The following is a 19424-nucleotide window of genomic DNA, read 5'->3' on the forward strand; positions in this document are numbered from 1 at the left end:
CCGCTAGTCTGCCGACAACAGCTGGCGCGTGTAGCGCTGCGTTGGCGCGCTAAATACGCGCTGGCACTCTCCCTGCTCGACTACTTCTCCCTGTCGCAACACAATCACCTGATGGCATAGCGCCCGCACCACCTGAAGATCGTGGCTGATAAAGATATAGGCCAGCCGGTGCTTTTCCTGAAGCCCTTTCAGCAGCGCCAGGATCTGCGCCTGAACGGTTCTGTCCAGCGACGACGTTGGTTCATCCAGAATAATCAGCTCCGGCTTCAGGATCAGCGCGCGGGCAATGGCGATACGCTGGCGCTGTCCGCCTGAGAATTCAGCCGGATAGCGGTGGCGGGTCCCGGCATCTAAGCCCACTTCGGCCATCACCCGCATAACTTCCTGCTCTCGCTGCTGAGCGCTCAGGCCGGGCTGATGCACGCGCAGACCCTCTTCGATAATCTGTAACACGCTGAGCCGTGGGTTAAGCGAGGAGTTGGGATCCTGAAACACCACCTGCATGCGGGGCCGCACGGGCAGCATCTGACGGCGGTTCCAGCGGTGCAGCGGCATATCGTCAAAGAGGATCTCGCCCTCTGAGGCAATTAAGCGCAGCAGTGCCAGACCGGTAGTGCTTTTACCCGAACCGGATTCGCCTACCAGCCCCAGGGATTCACCCGGACGCAGCGAGAAGCGGATATTTTTCAGCACCGGATTCTGGTCGACGATGCGCCGCAGAATACCTTTGCGGATCGGGAACGAGACGGACAAATCCTCAACGCGCAGCAGCGGTGTGCAGTCCGCCTTGAGGGGAATCGGATCGCCGGAGGGTTCGCTGTCGAGCAAACGCTGCGTATAGGGGTGCTGCGGCGCGCTCAGCAGCGTGGACGCGCTATTCTGTTCAACGCATCGTCCGTTTTGCATCACCGCGACGCTGTCGGCCAGCTTTCTCACAATGCTCAGGTTGTGCGTGATAAACAGCAGGCTCATGTTCAGCTCGTCACGCAGCTCCCGCAGCAGCGTCAATATTTGCGCCTGTACCGTCACGTCCAGCGCCGTTGTGGGCTCGTCGGCAATCAACAGCTCGGGTCGCGTGAGCAGGGCCATGGCGATCATCACGCGCTGGCGTTCGCCGCCGGAGAGCTGGTGCGGAAAATCATTCAGTCGTTTGGCCGCATTGCGTATTCCTGTTCGTTCCAGACAATCCAGAATTTCTCCCCGCGCGGCCTCTTTGCGCATCCCCCGGTGCAGGGAGAGCACTTCATAGAGCTGTTTCTCGAGGCTGTGCAGCGGGTTGAGGGAAACCATCGGCTCCTGGAAGATCATCGCGATTTTGTTGCCGCGAATGCCGCGCAGGGTATGTTCGTCGGCATGCAGCAGCGAGCTGCCGTGAAACAGAATATCCCCTTGCGGGTAGCTCACCGGCGGAGACGGCAACAGCCGCAGGATGGAGAGTGCTGAGACGCTCTTGCCTGAACCCGACTCGCCCACCAGGGCCAGCGTTTCACCGGGCTGGATCTGCAGCGACAGGTCGGTGACCACGGTGCGCGTCTCGTCCTGCTTAGAAAAAGCAATCGACAGGTTATCAATACTGAGAAGAGGCTGGGTCATCTTATACCGCCTTGTTGGGATCGAAGGCATCGCGTACGGCTTCGCCGATAAAAATCAGCAGCGACAGCAGCACGGCCACGGAAAGAAAGGCGGTGATGCCCAGCCACGGAGCCTGCAGGTTGTTCTTGCCCTGCAGCAGCAGTTCGCCGAGCGACGGCGACCCCAGCGGCAGGCCGAAGCCCAGAAAGTCCAGCGAGGTGAGGGTGGTGATGGAGCTGCACAGAATAAACGGCAGGAAGGTGAGCGTTGCTACAACGGCGTTAGGCAGCATATGGCGGAAGATGATTCCCCGGTCGCTCACGCCAAGCGCCTGCGCGGCGCGGATATAGTCGAAATTACGGGTGCGCAGAAACTCTGCCCGCACCACGCCCACCAGCGCCATCCAGCCGAACAGGACGGTGATGCCTAACAGCCACCAGAAGCCGGGCTGCACCACGCTGGAAAGCAGGATGATCAGAAACAGCGTTGGCATGCCTGACCAGACTTCAATAACCCGCTGGCCCCACAGGTCAATTTTCCCGCCGTAGTAGCCCTGAACGGCGCCCGCCACGACGCCCATTACGCTTGAGAAGATCGTCAGCATCAGCCCAAAGAGAAGCGAGATTCGCGTGCCATACAGGATGCGCGCCAGCACGTCCCCGCCGTTAGCATCCGTTCCCAGCCAGTTTTGCGCGGAGGGCGGGGAAGGGAACGGCGTCGTGGTGGCAAAGTTAATGCTGTTGGCGCCAAAGCGCACCGGCGCCCAGAGCGCCCAGCCGTGCTGTTCGATCTGCTGGCGAAGCCACGGATCCTGATACTCCGCCGGTGTTGCAAACGGGCCGCCGAAGTCGCTTTCGCTGTAGTTGGCGATAACCGGCACGTACCAGCGGTCGTTAAAATGCACCAGCAACGGCTTGTCGTTGGCGATCAGCTCCGAACACATGCTTAAGGCAAACAGCACGGCAAAAATCCACAGCGACCAGTAGCCGCGGCGGTTGTGGCGAAAGCGGGCCCAGCGGGCCTGGTTGACGGGGCTTAAACGCGGCATCAGCGGCCCTCAAAATCGATTCGGGGATCGACCAGCGTATAGCTGATATCACTGATGATATTCAGCAGCAGGCCAATCAGGGTGAAAATATAGAGTGTGCCAAACATCACCGGATAGTCGCGCGACACGGTAGCCTCATAGCCCAGCAGCCCCAGGCCGTTGAGCGAGAACATCACCTCTATCAGCAGCGAGCCGGTAAAAAACATGCCGATGAACGTGGCCGGAAATCCGGCGATCACCAGCAGCATGGCGTTGCGGAACACGTGTTTCCACATGATCTGCTTCTCGCTCACGCCCTTAGCGCGGGCCGTGACGACGTACTGTTTACGAATTTCATCGAGAAAGGCGTTTTTGGTCAACATGGTGAGGGCCGCAAACCCGCCAATGACCGTTGCCAGAACCGGCAGCGTAATATGCCAGAGATAGTCGGTAATTTTCTGGTACCAGGGCAGGGAGTTGAAATCGGCGGAGACGAGCCCTCGCAGCGGGAAGAGGTCGAAATAACTTCCCCCGGCAAAAAAGACGATCAGCAGGACGGCAAACAGAAACGCCGGGATGGCATAGCCGATAATGATGAACGTGCTGCTCCAGATATCGAACCGGCTGCCGTTGTACACCGCTTTGCGGATCCCGAGCGGAATAGAGACCAGATAGATGATAAGCGTACCCCATAGCCCCAGCGTGATCGAAACCGGCAGGCTTTGCTTGATCAGCGTCAGCACTGACGCACTGCGAAACAGGCTATCGCCAAAATCAAAGCGGATGTAATCCCAGAGCATTTTGAAATAGCGCTCGTGAATCGGTTTGTCAAAGCCGTAGCGGTGGGTGATCTCGGCGATCACTTCCGGATCCAGCCCGCGTCCCCCGCGGTAGTGGCTTTCACTGATATTCCCTACACCGGTTCGCGCATGGCTGGCACCCATCCCTTCACCGCCGCCGCCGGGCATGCCGCCGCTGTTGCCAAATTCAATGGCGGCAATGGCCTGATCGACCGGCCCACCGGGGGCGATTTGCACGATAAAAAAGTTAATCGTGATGATGGCCCACAGGGTGGGGATGACCAGCAGCAGACGGCGGAGAAGATAGGCACCCATGATGATTCCTTATCGCCGCTCAGCGGGAAGTCTGGCGGCTTTGTTAACGTCATACCACCAGGTATCAAAGCCCAGGGAGTAGACAGGGCGCACGGCAGGCACGGAGAATTTGTCCCAGCGCGCCAGGCGATCTTCGCCCATATACCACATCGGCAGCATGTAGTAGTTCCAGGTCAGGACCCTGTCGAGGGCGCGCCCGAGCGGCAGGAGCTTTTCTTTATCCCCCTGCGCCGCCACTATTTTCGCAATCAGCGCGTCAATCGCCGGGCTTTTTACACCTGGCGCATTGTATGAGGAGTCAATGTAGCTGGATGCCCAGGAGATTTGCAGGTCGGAGCTGGGCCACGGCTGCGCGGGCCACAGGCGCTGCATCATGTCGTAATCACGGCTGCGCATGCGGCTGGTGATCTGCGCGTTATCGACCTGGCGAATGTTCATGGTCACGCCCAGCCGCTCAAGGTTGTGCTTAAACGGCAGTACCCACTGATCGTTGCCCCCGGACGAGAGCAGCAGCTCAAAGCTGAGAGGTTTACCCGTTTTGGCATCCACACGCTTTTGATTTTTCAGGTGCCAGCCCGCGTCATCCAGCAGTTTGCTGGCCTTCAGCAGGTTGTCGCGGTCGTAACCGTCACCGTTCGACGCGGGCGGCTGAAACACGGTGGTGAACACCTGCGGCGGAACCTCCGCTTTTAGCGGTGCCAGCAGTGCCAGCTCGTCGGCTTTCGGGTAATCGCGCGCGGCGTATTCCGTGTTCTGAAAATAGCTGTTGGCACGGCTGTAAGCCCCGTAAAACAGCGCTTTGTTCATCCACTCAAAATCAAAGGCCAGGGAAATGGCTTCGCGCACCCGGCGGTCATTAAATACCGGACGCTGAATATTAAACGCCAGCCAGCGGGTGTCCTGGGCAGACTCATTTTTGTGCTCGTCTTTGACGATATAGCCTTTGGCGAAATTTTTGCCGATATAGCGGGTCGCCCAGTTTTTGGCGCTGCTCTCGACGCGTAAATCGAAAGCGCCGGCTTTGAACGCTTCAAACGCCACGTTATCGTCGAGGTAGTAATCATAGCGAAGGGTGTCGAAATTCCAGCGCCCGCGGTTTACCGGCAGGTCTGCCGCCCAGTAGTCTTTCACGCGAGAGTAAACGACATATTGCCCCATGCGCCAGTCGGTGATGCGGTATGGGCCGCCTGCCAGCGGCGGCGTGGAAAGCGGGTCGCTTAGCTTATGATTTTTCCAGAACGATTCAGGCATCACCGGCAGCGAGAACAGGCTAAGCATGTTCTCTTTGTTCGGTTCGCTCAGCTCGATGCGCACGGTGAGCGGCGCAATGGCTCTGACGGATGCGCCTTTATACACGATGCGGAACTGGGGGACGCCTTCGGTCATGAATTTATGGAAGGTGAACGCCACGTCGCTGGCCTTCACCGGCGTACCGTCGTGAAAACGTGCTCGCGGATTCAGCGAGATTTCCGCCCAGGCGAAGTTGTCGGCGTAACGCACGTTCTCGGCAATCAGCGGATAGTAGCTGCCGGGCTCATCATCCGAGGTGACGAAGAGCGTATCGTAAAGTGATTCCGTTCGCGCGGCCGCCACGCCGCGCAGGGCGAAGCGGTTGAAGTTGTCGAATGTTCCCGTGGCGGAAAGCGTGACCTTTCCGCCCTTCGGCGCGGCAGGGTTAACGTAATCGAAGTGCGTAAAATTGACCGCATATTTCGGCTCGCCAATCACCGCGAAGGCGATATTTTCTTTGATGGCCTGCGCCTGGCTGGACAGGCTCGTTAGTGCCAACATCAGCAACATGAAGCGCATAAGCATCTCGCGGCGGCTCCCTCTTTTACAGACCGGCTCGGTTAAGCTGAATAATAAGTGACGTCACGGGCAATGTGAAATTAATCACCTTCGGGCGAAATATCAGGCCGCCATTCGCGGAACTGCGCCAGCGGCATCGGGCGGCTAATCCAGTATCCCTGCAGGAAATTAACGCCGTGTTCGCGCAGCCAGGCGGCCTGTTCCGGCGTTTCCACTCCTTCGGCGACGGTCGACATATTCAGTCGTCTTGCCAGCGTCAGGACGGCGTCCAGCACCGGCGACGTCACGGTCTCGGTGCCAATAGCATTAACAAAACCGCGGTCAATCTTGAGGTAGTCCATGGTGAAATGCTCAAGATAAATCAGCGCGCTGTGACCGGTGCCAAAATCATCAATGGCTATCTCAAACCCTTCGTTGTGCAGCCATTCGAAAAGGCTGTTGGCTTCCCGATGATTGAGCATGTCGCGCTCGGTAATTTCCAGCACGATCTGGAAGTAATCCTGCGGCAGTAGCGCTTTGAAGGTGCGCATATCGTCTTTGAAGCTTTCCGCATGCAGATGCCCCGGCGCAATGTTGATGCCCACCTTTGCTCCCGGAGGTAACAGGGTTTGTAACACGGGCGCATCGTGAATGATAAGGTCAAAGAGATGCAGCGTCAGCGGGACAATCAGCTTCTGCGCTTCGGCAAAATTGATAAACGCGTCTGGCGGAATTTCCCCCATTGTCGGGTGTTTCCAGCGCATCAGCACTTCAAGCCCGGTCATCTGGAGCGATTTAGCATCGACGACGGGCTGATAAACCACATAAAACTGACCGCGCTTAATTGCGCTTAAAATCTCTTTACCCGGGCTGAGGCGAATACTGAGGATATAGTAGTTGAGCGATCCGGCACAAATGCCGCACACCAGCCCGAAGAACAGGGCGTAGAGAATTTCATCGCTGGTCCATGCGTCAGCATACAGGTTGATGGTCAGGGGAATGTCTTTCAGCGTCGCGGTACGGGCCGGCGTTTCATGTAGATCATGCGCAAGGACCAGCGTGCTGGAGCGCGTTGACAGCGCATGGTCGCCAATAATGATGGCAATGCCGGCAAATTCGTCCTGGCGCGCGGTGTAGAGTAGGTAAGGCGTCAGATTAAGATTCACCGAGGTAAACACGCCGCCGTCCTTCACTAGCGGGTTACGGTACCAGATGGCAATCGCGGGCTTGTTGGGCAACATGGGGGTGCCTGGAAGTAACGCCATATCAATCTGTTTGTCGATGTGCAGCTCGGGGATCAGCTCCTCTATGGGGACATTCATCGGCCCCGTGGCAGAAGAGCAGAACGCCATTTTGTCTCTGACCAGCAGGAATGCGCGAACGTTAACGCTAAAGGCAGCGCGCGAGGTAAGTTCCTGATTGACGTCGTGGCAGCTGTTTAACGTGAGCGGCTGGAGCACATCGATAGAATTTTTTAACTCATCGAAGTAGCTCTCCATATAGATGCTCACATCGTGGATTAGGGTGTCGAATTTGACTTCCCGCTTGTGGTAGCTCCAGAAAAATTGCAACGAACCCAGGAGCAGGGCGGCGATCAGGCCTGTGATGATGCTTAGGATCAGTATTTTGCGATTGCTGGAGAAATAGCGGGTGAACATAGACGTCGTGATTCCTGAAATGCCGCTGGATGTATTCAGTGTAACGGGCAAAAAAAAACACTGCCGAAGCAGTGCTTTTTTTCATCATATCGTCAGCCAAGGGATAACCAACGATACAATAGTCATATTAACTGCGGGTCAGTACGCGGCGTGCTTCGTTGTAGCGCTTCTTCCAGTACGGTTCATTCATGCTGGAAATGGTCACACCGCTGCTGGTGGAGGCATGTACAAACTGGTCATTACCAATGTAGATGCCAACATGTCGACCTGTAGAACCGGCACGGAACAGGACTAAATCACCGGTGCGCAGTTTGGTTCGTGAAATTGACTTGCCCATCTCCTGCTGTTCATAGGTTGAACGCGGAAGATCTAACCCAAATTGCTCACGGAAGGTACGCTGTACAAAACCGGAACAATCAATACCTGTTTTTGTGCTGCCGCCAAGGCGATAGCGCACGCCTTTCCAGTCAGCATACTGGTCCATAATGCGGGACTTCACGTCCAGATTACGTACCATATTTTCAAATTCATCCTGAGAGGCTTGCAGTGACGAGGAATCTTCCATTCCCACAACACGCGTCTCAGGATGCATATTCTTTGCGGTGTTCGATGTACTACATGCAGACAACAGTACCGCGACTGCTATCGCCGGGATCCCCCGTAAGATATATCTCAGAAACGGTTGAGATTTGACCATTTTGTTTATTATCCCTTGAAGTCCTTAACGACAAATATCGTTATAAAAATGCCAAACGTGACGAGACTAATTATCTGTTCACATTGAGACAATTCTTTCTGGTCACATTTGTGGCACAGCGCACAAAATTATTCGCCAGTGAAATAATTATCTCTATGGGGCAAAACGAGTTCGAGATTAACCGATTGCCTGGGGTATTGCGAGAAAAAAAAGCCTTTTTTTTATAAGAAAATGTGATACAGAAAGTAAAAACATAGAATTGCTCAAAATAGCGACGGATCCGCTGCGCCAGTATGCAATTGCTTCATTTTTATCATGAATATGATGACGAGAATATGACAGTGGGGAAAGATCGCGGCGAGAATGCTATCAGGGATCATGTCGATCCCTGATAGCTCACGTTAATTTAGGTTAGTTATTTGTTTAATTGTTGTTGCGCTCTTCCGGGAAGATAGCGATCGAACAGCGCTATTATCCTGTCGCTCAGTGGGGTCATTAAACACCACGGCAGCGCAATCAGCGCCACGGAGAGCGAACCGACGGCAATATCAGTGAACCAGTGAGCGCCAATCATTACGCGCGGGAAGGCAAAAACCACAAAAATAATCAGGGCTATGGCAAAGGCTTTTCTGCCGAAATAGCGAAGCATAATTGCGGAAAAAATAAGCAGCATCATGCCGTGATCGCCGGGGAAACTGTCCTTCGACGCATCTTTTGTTGGAATATGCAGCAGTTCGCTGACGCGATAAATATCGGTGAAGAATAGCGTTGGGCTTGAACGCTTAACCGGAATAATTGCGGTTGCCAGCTGGTTAATGACAACGGCAAACAGCAGCATCACCAGACCGATAATGAGAATACGCCGACGCCCGGCTTTATCCTCTTTCAGCCAGAAAGAGAGCATCAGGCAGCCCATGGCCAGCAGCGAGAAGCCGTCGAAGGCGCGGTTGTTGGTAATTGCCACCAGCCACAGGAACGCGTTGCTCTTCACCAGCTCCTGGTTGAAGAAGTGAAAAATGGCAGAATCCAGCGGGAACCAGAAACCATGCTCCGCCGGGATATACCAGGAGAAGAAAAGCGCCAGGCCGGCGACATTAAGCAGTAATATCAGGGGAAATCGAGTTGTCATAACGTTCTGCATAGAGTGAAAACTGGGGCAACGTTAGCCGCCCGAACTTAAACGAATCCTCAACAGGCTGGACTGGAGGGCATTCCAGTCGGCGTTAACCGCACTAATTAACTCTATTCGGCTGTCAGGCGGCGCCACATTTTGCGTTTCAATAAAGAAATCGTCACCCTGACGGTTGATCCGCACCAGCCCGTCTGGGGTGCGCATGATCCCTTTCACGCGATCGACAGGAGCAAGTCGGGCCCACTCCAGGATCCCGATGGTGTCGAAAACGGTTTCAGCATCAAATATCCATCCGCAGGCCTGATATCCCTGGCCGCTGTTCAGGTTACGACGCCAGCGCTGATGTTCCGGCAAGCTGAGAGCGGCTAAACCCTGCTTAACCGGATGACTGTGCGAATGATCCGCGCTGGCAGGCAGCTCGGTGAGGTTCAGACGAGGAAGGTCAAGCAGGGCGCTATCAATATTCCCCTGGGTGGTCTGCACCCGCGTGCGGTTGCCGCCGAAATGTTGCCACCACGCGTCCAGCGCGGCCTGGCTTTCAGCCGTGGCGCGATCTGCTTTATTCGCGACAATAACGTCAGCCGAGGCGAGCTGATCGCGGAAGTTCTCATTGGCCACCGCTTTGTCATCCAGAAGCTGACGCGGATCGAGCAGGCACAGGGTGGCGCGCAGGTCGATCCACGGCTCGTAAACCGGGGCGGTGAGTAAATCGAGGATCTGCTTCGGGTGTCCCAACCCGGTGGGCTCAATCAGCAGGCGGTCGGGTTTGCCCTGACGCAGCAGCGTATTGAGCCCGACCTGCATCGGCAGGCCATTGACGCAGCACATGCACCCGCCGGGGATCTCTTTAATCATCGCGCCGCTGGATGACAGCAACGCGCCGTCAATGCCCACCTCGCCAAATTCATTGACCAGCACGGCCCATTTCTCGGCAGGATCTTTATTCGCCAGCAGGTGGAGAATTGAGGTGGTTTTACCGCTGCCGAGAAAACCGGTGATGAGGTTGGTTTTGGTCACGTGCGCTCCAGATGAGGATTGTGATGCTATAACACTAATCTCTCTATCCTGGCGAAAAACGTGACCGGTGAGAAGGGGGAGGGCGAACGGAGGCTTCATCCGTTCGCGTTAAGCGCAATAATCGTTAAATATTTAACGTTTCGATAACAGCCTGACGCGCGCCGTGGCGGGTGATGCGCTGGTATGCCTGGCTGACAGCCTCCACAAACGCGCTGTTTTGCGCGAGATCGTGACCAAAGACCTCGCTCAGCCCCAGCAGGGCGTTAACGCGGTCGGCGTCGCTGCTGGCATTGACCATCGTGCGAATTTTATCGCTGAGGGGATCGCGAACATCAATCGCGTTGCCACGGTCGTCGGTACCGCTGACGTAGCGTATCCAGCCGGCCACGCCCAGAGCCAGCAGCGGCCACGGTGTTTTTCGCTCGAGATGAACGCGGATCCCGTCCAGCATTCTTTGCGGAAGTTTCTGGCTACCGTCCATCGCGATTTGCCAGGTCCGATGCTGGAGTGCCGGGTTGGCAAAGCGCTCGAGCAGGCTATCGGCGTAGGCGGTGAGGTCGACATCCTTAATGCGTAATGTGGGCGCCTGCTCGTCCAGCATCAGCCGACGGGCGGCTTCGCGGAACGCAGCGTCCTCCATGCATTCATTAATATGGGCGTAGCCCGCGAGGTACCCCAGATACGCCAGGAAAGAGTGGCTGCCGTTGAGCATGCGCAATTTCATCTGCTCCCAGGGCAGAACATCCTGCACCATCTGAACGCCCGCGACTTCCCACTCCGGACGGCCGGCGACAAAATTATCTTCCACCACCCACTGAATAAACGGTTCACAGCTGATGGCGCACGGATCTTCAACGCCGAGCGCGTCGGTAATTTCCGCCAGCGAGGCGTCCGTCGCGGCGGGAACAATTCTGTCGACCATCGTCCCCGGGAAGCTCACGTGGCTGTCAATCCATTCAGACAGCGCTGCGGAACGCTTTTGCGCCATGCCCAGCACCGCGTTTTTCACCACGTGCCCGTTATCAGGGATATTGTCGCAGGAGAGCACGGTAAACGCAGGCAAGCCGCGCTCGCGGCGGCGGTGAAGCGCTTCGACCAGGATCCCGGGCGCGGAATGCGGCTCTGAGGGGTTTTCAAGGTCATGGATTATCCGGGCGTTGTGCAGATCGAGTTTCCCGGTCGCGGGATCGATGCAATAGCCTTTCTCCGTGATGGTGAGCGACACAATTGCGACCTGAGGCTCGCAAAATTTCTCAATAATGGCGGCCAGAGAGTCCAGCTTTGCGTTCAGGCATTCATGGACTGCACCGACGATAATCGCCTCATTGCCTTCTGCCCCTTTCTCCAGCACGGTGAACAGATGATCCTGCGCGCGCAGCTGGCTCATCAGCACGTCGCCGCTGAAAAGGCTAATCTCACAAATACCCCAGTCGCCGCCTTTTTCGTTCAGCACCCGGTTTGTTAACAATGCCTGGTGCGCACGGTGAAACGCGCCAAAGCCAAAATGGACGATGCGGGAGCGCAGTTGCTGACGATCGTAGCGCGGCTGTTGAACCTGGGCAGGAAGGGCTGTGGAGGCAATTGTCTTCATGAGATACACACCTGATTAACCATTAATTAACAATGCCAGTGTAAAGTTATATGACAGCAAATAAAATTGGTGAGCCGTAAATATCCCCGTTCTGTGAGTTTGATCAATCAATGTGTGGCGGTATGTTGACCCTTAGCGGTAAACATGTATGGTAGTCGTCATTGCAGTAACGCATATTGGTATAACAACTTAAGAGGGTGAGGCAATGGAACAAACCTGGCGTTGGTACGGGCCGAACGATCCGGTTTCTCTTGATGATGTGCGCCAGGCAGGCGCAACGGGTGTCGTCACGGCGCTGCATCATATTCCTAACGGTCAGGTATGGCCGGTTGAAGAAATTCAACAGCGTCAGGTGCTGCTGGCGGAGAAGGGGTTAACCTGGTCAGTGGTAGAGAGCATCCCGGTTCACGAAGACATCAAAACCCATTCCGGGGAGTACCAGACCTGGATTGCTAACTATCAGCAGAGCATTCGCAACCTGGCGGCCTGCGGCATTGATACGGTTTGCTATAACTTTATGCCCATCCTCGACTGGACGCGTACTGACCTTGAATATCAGATGCCGGACGGTTCGAAAGCGCTGCGTTTCGACCAGATCGCCTTCGCGGCGTTTGAGCTGCACATTCTGAAACGCCCCGGTGCCGAAGCGGATTACACCGCGGAAGAGCAGCAGCAGGCGCTCGAATGGTTCAATGCAGCCAGTGACGCAGACATCGAAAAGCTGACCCGTAATATCATTGCGGGCCTGCCGGGCGCGGAAGAGGGTTATACGCTGGATCAGTTCCGCGCGCGCCTGGCGGAATACGGCGATATTGATAAGCAGCAGCTGCGTGAAAACATGGCGTACTTCCTGCGCGCTATCGTGCCGGTTGCTGAAGAGGCAGGTGTACGCCTCGCCGTGCACCCGGACGATCCACCGCGTCCTATCCTCGGCCTGCCGCGCATTGTTTCCACTATTGAAGATATGCAGTGGCTGAAGGATACGGTAAACAGCATCTATAACGGCTTCACCATGTGTACCGGCTCCTACGGCGTGCGTGCGGATAACGACCTGGTGCGGATGATTGAAACCTTTGGCGATCGCATTCACTTTACGCACTTGCGTGCGACCTGCCGCGAAGAGAACCCAAAAACCTTCCACGAGGCGGCGCACCTGGGCGGCGATGTGAACATGGTAGCTGTGGTAGACGCCATTCTGGCGGAAGAGGCGCGTCGCAAGCAGGCGGGCGATGTGCGTCCTATTCCGTTCCGTCCGGATCACGGCCACCAGATGCTGGACGATCTGCGTAAGAAAACCAACCCGGGCTATTCGGCTATTGGCCGTCTTAAAGGGATGGCGGAAGTGCGCGGCGTTGAGCTGGCGCTGAAGATGACGAAGTATCCAGAGCTTCTGTAAGCGCTGTTGCCCGGTGGCGCTACGCTTACCGGGCCTATAAAAAAAACCGGCCTGAGAGCCGGTTTTTGTGTTTTTGCAGGTCAGGTAAGGCGAAGCCGCCACCTGACAAACGCCACAATCAGTCGGCGCGACCCATATAGCGTTTTTCTTCAATATGGATGCGGATTTTCTCGCCAGCGGAGAGGTATTCCGGCACCTGCACAACCAGGCCGGTGGTCAGGGTAGCCGGTTTGTTGCGCGCACTTGCGGATGCGCCTTTGATGCCAGGTGCGGTTTCAACGATTTCCAGATCGACGGTCTGGGGCAGCTCCAGCGCCAGCAGCACGCCGTCCCAGGTCAGAACCTGCATGTCAGGCATGCCGCCTTCAGGGATGAACAGCAGCTCTTCTTCAATCTGATCTTTGGTGAAGATGTACGGGGTGTAATCTTCTTTATCCATGAACACGTATTCGTTGCCGTCGATGTAGGAGAAATCAACGTAGCGACGGGTCAGGGTCACGGTATCGACGATATCGTCACCTTTAAAGCGCTCTTCCACCTTCAGGCCGGTACGCACATCGGCGAAACGCATTTTGTACAGCGTTGCTGCACCACGGGCGCTCGGGGCCTGAATGTCGATATCTTTCACAATCAGCAGTTTGCCGTTGTAATTCAGCACCATACCTTTCTTAATTTCGTTCGCTCTTGGCATTGCAGTAATCCTGTTTACGGGAGGTAAAAAATATCGCGCCAAATTACTCGCGCGCGGCCTTTCAGGCAAGAGGAATTCGTGGCTTTTGCTATCAATACGCAAAAGGTGTTACTGTGCGCGCGATGCCCGACTGCGCGGGCGATCGTCAGCGAAAGAGAGCATTTATGGATTGCCGTCCCGATTGTGGCGCGTGCTGTACTGCACCGTCCATTTCAAGCCCCATTCCAGGAATGCCGGAGGGCAAGCCTGCCAATACCCGCTGCGTTCAGCTCTCGGAAACGAACCTGTGCATGATCTTTGGCTCGCCGATGCGCCCGAAAGTCTGCTCCGGGCTTCAGCCCACGGCAGAAATGTGTGGCAGCACGCGAGGGCAGGCGATGACGTACCTTCTTGAGCTGGAAGCGCTCACCGCGCCCTAAACGTCTTTAATCCTCGCCAGACAGCCGATCGTCAGCGAGCACATCACCAGCGCAATCCAGAACACCGTGTGATAGTTCCAGATTTCTGCAACGACACCGGCCATTGAGCCCGCGATAATCCAGCCCACGCGGGTGGTATTAGTATAAAGGGTGGTGGCAGAGCCTGCCTGGCCCGGCATCAGATCCTGGAAATAGAGCATCCCTATCCCGGCGAGAATGCCAATATAGATGGCGTTCAGCAGCTGTAAAGCCAGCAACAGCCCCGGCGTATGTACAGTCAACATACCGACATAGAACAGCAGACCGGCAACGGCGGCGATGCGCATTAAAAAACGCTTTCCGAAGCGCTTTGCGTAATAGCCCGCAATGAGCATCGTCGGGATCTCAAGCCCGGCCGCGGTGCCCATCATGATGCCCGCCAGCTTCTCCGACAGGTGCAGTTCATCAATAATAAACAGCGGCATATTGATGATATACAGGCTGTTGGTGCCCCACATCAGCGTGCAGATAACAAACAGGAGCAGGGCATCGCGGCGGTTGCGTCGCGGCGCTTCCAGTACCCCCGTTGCCACTTTTGGCTCTTTGCGCATGGACGGCAGGAAGAACCACACCAGCGCGCCGCACACCACAAACGCGACGGCCGCGCTCAGGTACATCACCGTAAAGCCAAAACCCATCGCCAGTGCATAGGCCAGCGGCGGGCCAATCACCCATGCCAGCGACACCTGAGCACGCAGGACAGAGCTGAACATCACCGCTTCACGTCCGGTATGGTCGGCGTGTTCGCGGGCAAGGGCGAACAGCTGAGGGTTCGCCGTTGAGCCAAAGCTGCTCAGGAATACCCCGACGAAGAGCAGAATGAAATAGTTGCGGTTCCAGGCGAACAGAACGCAGGCCATGACCCCGAGCAGACAGCAGAAAACGATCAGGCTTTTACGATCGCCTTTTCTGTCGGATCGTCCCGCCAGAAACTGGCTGACCAGGATGCCGATGATGGCGCTTCCGGTAAAGAAGAAGCCCACCATTGCCGGACGGACGTGAACCTCATTTGTCAGAAATAGGCTCAATGTTGGCGTCTGTAACGCACCGGCAATGCCCGTGAAGAAGGCAACAACCAGGAATGCAGCGGAGGTCAAATCAAAGGGCTTCGGCGAGACGGCCGCAGGGGTGTTATGCATGTTTTATAATTAGCGAGTATCAGAGAGGGGCGGAGTTTACGCCGTTAGCTAAAAAATAAACAGTGGGTACGGTCAATGATGCCACGATAAATCAAAATGGCATTTCAACTAACGTCCCGCCCGGCTGACCTTAGCTGAAACTGTCTTGCTGAACTTCAGCAAAATTCAGCTGAACGAAGAAGAAATGTGCTGTATCTCTAAATTCTGATATCAGAAATACGAGTTTACTTGCAAGACATTGCAGAAAGCGCAAGACTTTTTGAAACGTTTCAGCGCTATCTTGTTTTAACAAACGGAGCAGGCTAGCGCATTTTTTCTCATTAAAGCTGAAACGATTCAAGTTCAGCAGGAGTGGAGAACCATGTTCCAGTTATCTGTCCAGGATATCCACCCGGGCGCTCAGGCCGGGGATAAAGAAGAGGCTATTCGCCAGGTTGCCGCCGCGCTTGTGCAGGCGGGTAACGTCGCGGAAGGCTATGTAAACGGCATGCTGGCCCGCGAGCAGCAGACCTCAACCTTCCTCGGCAATGGCATTGCCATTCCGCACGGCACAACCGACACCCGCGATCAGGTGCTGAAAACCGGCGTTCAGGTTTATCAGTTCCCGCAGGGCGTGCTCTGGGGCGACGGTCAGGTGGCTTACGTGGCTATCGGTATCGCGGCCAGCAGCGATGAACACTTAGGCCTGCTGCGTCAGCTGACGCATGTCCTGAGCGATGACGACGTGGCTGAACAGCTGAAGTCCGCCACCACAGCTGAAGAGCTGCGCGCCCTGCTGATGGGCGAAAAACAGAGCGAAGCGCTGAAGCTGGATAATGAAACGCTGACGCTGGACGTAGCTGCCTCCGATCTGGTGACGCTGCAGGCGCTGAACGCGGGTCGTCTGAAAGAAGCCGGCGCGGCGGATGCCACGTTTGTGACGCGCGTGATTAACGATAAGCCGTTGAATCTGGGTCAGGGTATCTGGCTGAACGACAGTGCTGAAGGCAACCTGCGCAGCGCTATCGCCGTGAGCCGCGCGGCCAATCCTTTTGACGTGGAAGGCGAGCGCGCGGCCATGCTGGTGACCGTGGCGATGAACGATGAGCAGCCAGTTTCCGTGCTGAAGCGTCTGGGCGATCTGCTGCTGAACAACAAAGCTGAAAAACTGCTGAACGCTGATGCCTCCACCGTGCTGGCACTGCTGACCAGCGATGATGTGCAGACTGAAGACGTGCAGACCGCGGAGTTCGTGGTACGCAACGAGCACGGCCTGCATGCCCGTCCGGGCACCATGCTGGTGAATACCATTAAACAATTCGAGAGTGAGATCACCGTGGCGAATCTTGATGGCACGGGCAAACCGGCCAACGGCCGTAGTCTGATGAAAGTGGTCGCGCTGGGCGTGAAGAAAGGCCACCGTCTGCGTTTCACCGCGCAGGGTGCTGATGCTGAACAGGCGCTGAAAGCGATTGGCGACGCCATCGCGGCAGGTCTGGGGGAGGGCGCATAATGAGCAGACGTGTTGCGACTATTACGCTGAACCCGGCTTATGACCTGGTAGGATTTTGCCCGGAAATTGAGCGCGGCGAAGTCAACCTCGTGCGTACCACTGGCCTGCATGCTGCGGGCAAAGGGATTAACGTCGCGAAAGTGCTCAAGGATCTCGGTATCGATGTCACCGTGGGTGGATTCCTCGGTAAAGATAACCAGGATGGTTTCCAGCAGCTGTTCAGCGAGCTGGGCATTGCCAACCGTTTTCAGATTGTTCAGGGCCGTACCCGCATCAACGTTAAGCTGACGGAGAAAGACGGTGAAGTGACCGATCTGAACTTCTCTGGCTTCGAAGTGACGCCGTCTGACTGGGAGCGTTTTGTTAACGACTCTCTGACCTGGCTTGGTCAGTTTGACATGGTCTGCGTCAGCGGCAGCCTGCCGTCCGGCGTGAGCCGGAAGCGTTTACCGACTGGATGACGCGCCTGCGCAGCCAGTGCCCGTGCATCATTTTTGACAGCAGCCGCGACGCGCTGGTTGCCGGTCTGAAAGCCTCGCCGTGGCTGGTGAAGCCGAATCGCCGCGAGCTGGAGATCTGGGCGGGTCGTAAGCTGCCGGAATTAAAAGATGTGATTGACGCTGCCCATGCGCTGCGCGAGCAGGGTATCGCTCACGTGGTTATCTCGCTTGGTGCAGAAGGAGCGTTGTGGGTTAACGCTTCTGGCGAATGGATCGCCAAACCGCCGTCGGTTGACGTTGTCAGCACCGTTGGCGCAGGGGATTCCATGGTTGGCGGCCTGATTTATGGTCTGCTGATGCGTGAATCCAGTGAACATACTTTACGTCTTGCCACTGCCGTTGCTGCCCTGGCCGTAAGCCAGAGCAATGTCGGTATTACCGATCGTACCCAGTTAGCCGCGATGATGGCGCGCGTTGACTTAAAACCTTTTAACTAACAGCAGGAGAGGAATAATGAAAACGCTGCTGATCATTGACTCCGGTCTCGGACAGGCTCGCGCCTATATGGCGAAGACCTTGCTGGGAGGGGCGGCGAACAAAGCACATCTCGAGATCATTGATAACCCGGGCGATGCCGAACTGGTCATTGTCCTGGGCGACAACATCCCGGCTGACAGTTCGCTGAACGGCAAAAAAGTGTGGCTGGGTGATATTAATCGCGCGGTGGCACACCCGGAACTGTTCCTGAGCGAAGCGAAAGGGCACGCGTCTGTCTACAGCGCGCCTGTCGCGACGGCACCGGCTGCGGCCACGGGGCCAAAACGCGTTGTTGCGGTGACGGCCTGCCCGACGGGCGTGGCTCACACCTTTATGGCAGCTGAGGCCATCGAAACCGAAGCGAAAAAACGCGGCTGGTGGGTTAAAGTTGAAACGCGCGGCTCCGTCGGTGCCGGCAACGCTATCACCCCTGAAGAAGTGGCTGAGGCCGACCTGGTGATTGTGGCGGCGGATATCGAAGTGGACCTGGCGAAATTTGCCGGTAAGCCAATGTACCGCACGTCTACCGGCCTGGCGCTGAAAAAGACCGCGCAGGAGTTTGATAAAGCGCTGGTGGAAGCGAAGCCGTATCAGGCAACCGGCGCGCGTCAAACCGCGACGGAAGGTAAGAAAGAGTCTGCAGGCGCCTATCGCCACCTGTTGACGGGTGTGTCTTACATGCTGCCGATGGTGGTTGCGGGTGGTCTGTGTATCGCCCTCTCGTTCGCATTTGGTATTACCGCGTTTAAAGAGCAAGGCACGCTGGCCGCTGCGTTGATGCAGATTGGCGGCGGTTCCGCGTTCGCACTGATGGTTCCCGTTCTGGCAGGCTTTATTGCCTTCTCCATCGCTGACCGTCCAGGCCTGACGCCGGGGCTTATCGGCGGTATGCTGGCCGTGAGCACCGGTTCTGGCTTTATCGGCGGTATCATCGCGGGCTTCCTGGCCGGTTACGTCGCGAAGCTTATCAGCTCGAAGCTCAAGCTGCCGCAGAGTATGGAAGCGCTGAAGCCGATTCTGATCATCCCGCTGATTTCCAGCCTGGTGGTCGGTCTGGCGATGATTTACCTGATTGGTAAGCCGGTTGCGGGCATCCTGGCGGGTCTGACCCACTGGCTGCAAACCATGGGCACCGCGAACGCGGTTCTGCTGGGCGCAATTCTCGGCGGCATGATGTGTACCGACATGGGTGGTCCGGTGAACAAAGCGGCGTACGCCTTTGGTGTTGGTCTGCTGAGTACCCAGACCTACGCGCCAATGGCAGCCATCATGGCGGCAGGTATGGTGCCTCCTCTGGCGCTCGGCCTGGCGACGATTATTGCCCGTCGTAAGTTCGATAAAGCGCAGCAGGAAGGCGGTAAAGCCGCGCTGGTGCTGGGTCTGTGCTTCATCACCGAAGGTGCGATTCCGTTCGCGGCCCGTGACCCAATGCGTGTACTGCCGTGCTGTATCGCGGGTGGTGCAGTGACCGGAGCGATCTCCATGGCGATTGGCGCAAAACTGATGGCACCACACGGCGGTCTGTTCGTACTGCTGATCCCTGGCGCCATTACCCCGGTGCTGGGCTATCTGCTGGCCATTGTTGCCGGTACGCTGGTGGCGGGTCTGTCATACGCAGTGCTGAAACGTCCGGAAGCTGAAGTCGTGGCGAAAGCAGCGTAAGCGATAAACCAC

15 protein-coding genes and 1 pseudogene are annotated in these 19424 nt (G+C 56.4%); 5 read left to right on the forward strand and 11 right to left on the reverse strand.

Annotated elements, in window-relative coordinates:
* Positions 1 to 3 precede the first annotated feature (3 nt).
* The 9 genes from yejF to ACZ6J2_RS06875 all read right to left on the reverse strand — a co-directional run bounded on the left by yejF (position 4) and on the right by ACZ6J2_RS06875 (position 11597).
* Positions 4 to 1593 carry a microcin C ABC transporter ATP-binding protein YejF gene (gene yejF, locus ACZ6J2_RS06835; protein ID WP_471725243.1) on the reverse strand — a complete coding sequence of 530 codons (1590 nt, stop codon included), beginning with the start codon at positions 1591 to 1593 and terminating at the stop codon, positions 4 to 6.
* A 1-nt stretch (position 1594) separates the two neighbouring features.
* Positions 1595 to 2620, reverse strand: a complete 1026-nt coding sequence (locus tag ACZ6J2_RS06840; protein WP_471725244.1) for an ABC transporter permease — start codon at positions 2618 to 2620, stop codon at positions 1595 to 1597.
* The gene (locus ACZ6J2_RS06845; RefSeq protein ID WP_213729950.1) at positions 2620 to 3714 is read right to left on the reverse strand and encodes a microcin C ABC transporter permease YejB; all 1095 of its coding nucleotides are present in this window, start codon (positions 3712 to 3714) and stop codon (positions 2620 to 2622) included. Before ACZ6J2_RS06845 ends, ACZ6J2_RS06840 begins: the two co-directional genes overlap by 1 nt.
* A gap of 9 nt (positions 3715 to 3723) precedes the next feature.
* The gene (locus ACZ6J2_RS06850) at positions 3724 to 5529 is read right to left on the reverse strand and encodes an extracellular solute-binding protein (protein WP_202773443.1); all 1806 of its coding nucleotides are present in this window, start codon (positions 5527 to 5529) and stop codon (positions 3724 to 3726) included.
* 74 nt (positions 5530 to 5603) lie between these two features.
* A complete protein-coding gene (locus ACZ6J2_RS06855) occupies positions 5604 to 7160 on the reverse strand; it encodes a cyclic di-GMP phosphodiesterase (RefSeq protein ID WP_471725245.1) in 1557 nt (518 codons plus the stop codon).
* A gap of 127 nt (positions 7161 to 7287) precedes the next feature.
* Entirely contained in the window at positions 7288 to 7857 is a 570-nt protein-coding gene (mepS, locus tag ACZ6J2_RS06860; protein WP_008500946.1) for a bifunctional murein DD-endopeptidase/murein LD-carboxypeptidase, read from the reverse strand.
* A gap of 415 nt (positions 7858 to 8272) precedes the next feature.
* The gene (locus tag ACZ6J2_RS06865) at positions 8273 to 8986 is read right to left on the reverse strand and encodes a phosphatase PAP2 family protein (RefSeq protein ID WP_471725246.1); all 714 of its coding nucleotides are present in this window, start codon (positions 8984 to 8986) and stop codon (positions 8273 to 8275) included.
* 33 nt (positions 8987 to 9019) lie between these two features.
* Positions 9020 to 10006 carry a CobW family GTP-binding protein gene (locus tag ACZ6J2_RS06870; RefSeq protein WP_069303091.1) on the reverse strand — a complete coding sequence of 329 codons (987 nt, stop codon included), beginning with the start codon at positions 10004 to 10006 and terminating at the stop codon, positions 9020 to 9022.
* A 124-nt stretch (positions 10007 to 10130) separates the two neighbouring features.
* Entirely contained in the window at positions 10131 to 11597 is a 1467-nt protein-coding gene (locus tag ACZ6J2_RS06875; protein WP_471725247.1) for a mannitol dehydrogenase family protein, read from the reverse strand.
* A gap of 205 nt (positions 11598 to 11802) precedes the next feature.
* On the opposite strand from ACZ6J2_RS06875, the gene uxuA reads away from it, so the two are divergent.
* Positions 11803 to 12993 (forward strand): mannonate dehydratase, encoded by a 1191-nt coding sequence (uxuA, locus tag ACZ6J2_RS06880; protein WP_471725248.1) that lies wholly within the window; start codon positions 11803 to 11805, stop codon positions 12991 to 12993.
* A 118-nt stretch (positions 12994 to 13111) separates the two neighbouring features.
* On the opposite strand, the gene yeiP is transcribed toward uxuA, so the two are convergent.
* The gene (gene yeiP, locus ACZ6J2_RS06885; protein WP_008500940.1) at positions 13112 to 13684 is read right to left on the reverse strand and encodes an elongation factor P-like protein YeiP; all 573 of its coding nucleotides are present in this window, start codon (positions 13682 to 13684) and stop codon (positions 13112 to 13114) included.
* Positions 13685 to 13848: 164 nt separating this feature from the next.
* Between yeiP and ACZ6J2_RS06890 the strand changes: the two genes are divergently transcribed.
* Positions 13849 to 14103 carry a YkgJ family cysteine cluster protein gene (locus ACZ6J2_RS06890; RefSeq protein ID WP_033146563.1) on the forward strand — a complete coding sequence of 85 codons (255 nt, stop codon included), beginning with the start codon at positions 13849 to 13851 and terminating at the stop codon, positions 14101 to 14103.
* Here the strand turns inward: ACZ6J2_RS06890 and setB are convergent.
* Complete coding sequence (gene setB, locus ACZ6J2_RS06895) at positions 14100 to 15281, reverse strand: sugar efflux transporter SetB (protein ID WP_471725249.1); 1182 nt, start codon at positions 15279 to 15281, stop codon at positions 14100 to 14102. The two genes, ACZ6J2_RS06890 and setB, sit on opposite strands and share 4 nt — an antisense overlap.
* A 361-nt stretch (positions 15282 to 15642) precedes the next feature.
* Between setB and fruB the strand changes: the two genes are divergently transcribed.
* The 3 genes and pseudogenes from fruB (at position 15643) to fruA (ending at position 19412) form a co-directional block, all read left to right on the forward strand.
* Positions 15643 to 16773: a fused PTS fructose transporter subunit IIA/HPr protein gene (fruB, locus tag ACZ6J2_RS06900; protein WP_471725250.1), complete on the forward strand. Its 1131-nt coding sequence runs from the start codon at positions 15643 to 15645 to the stop codon at positions 16771 to 16773.
* A pseudogene (gene fruK, locus ACZ6J2_RS06905) lies at positions 16773 to 17710 on the forward strand (1-phosphofructokinase). Before fruB ends, fruK begins: the two are co-directional and overlap by 1 nt.
* 16 nt (positions 17711 to 17726) lie before the next feature.
* On the forward strand, positions 17727 to 19412 hold the full coding sequence (gene fruA, locus ACZ6J2_RS06910) for a PTS fructose transporter subunit IIBC (RefSeq protein ID WP_471725251.1): 1686 nt from the start codon (positions 17727 to 17729) through the stop codon (positions 19410 to 19412).
* The last annotated feature ends 12 nt before the right edge of the window (positions 19413 to 19424 follow it).

The organism is Enterobacter sp. E14S (assembly GCF_055666685.1).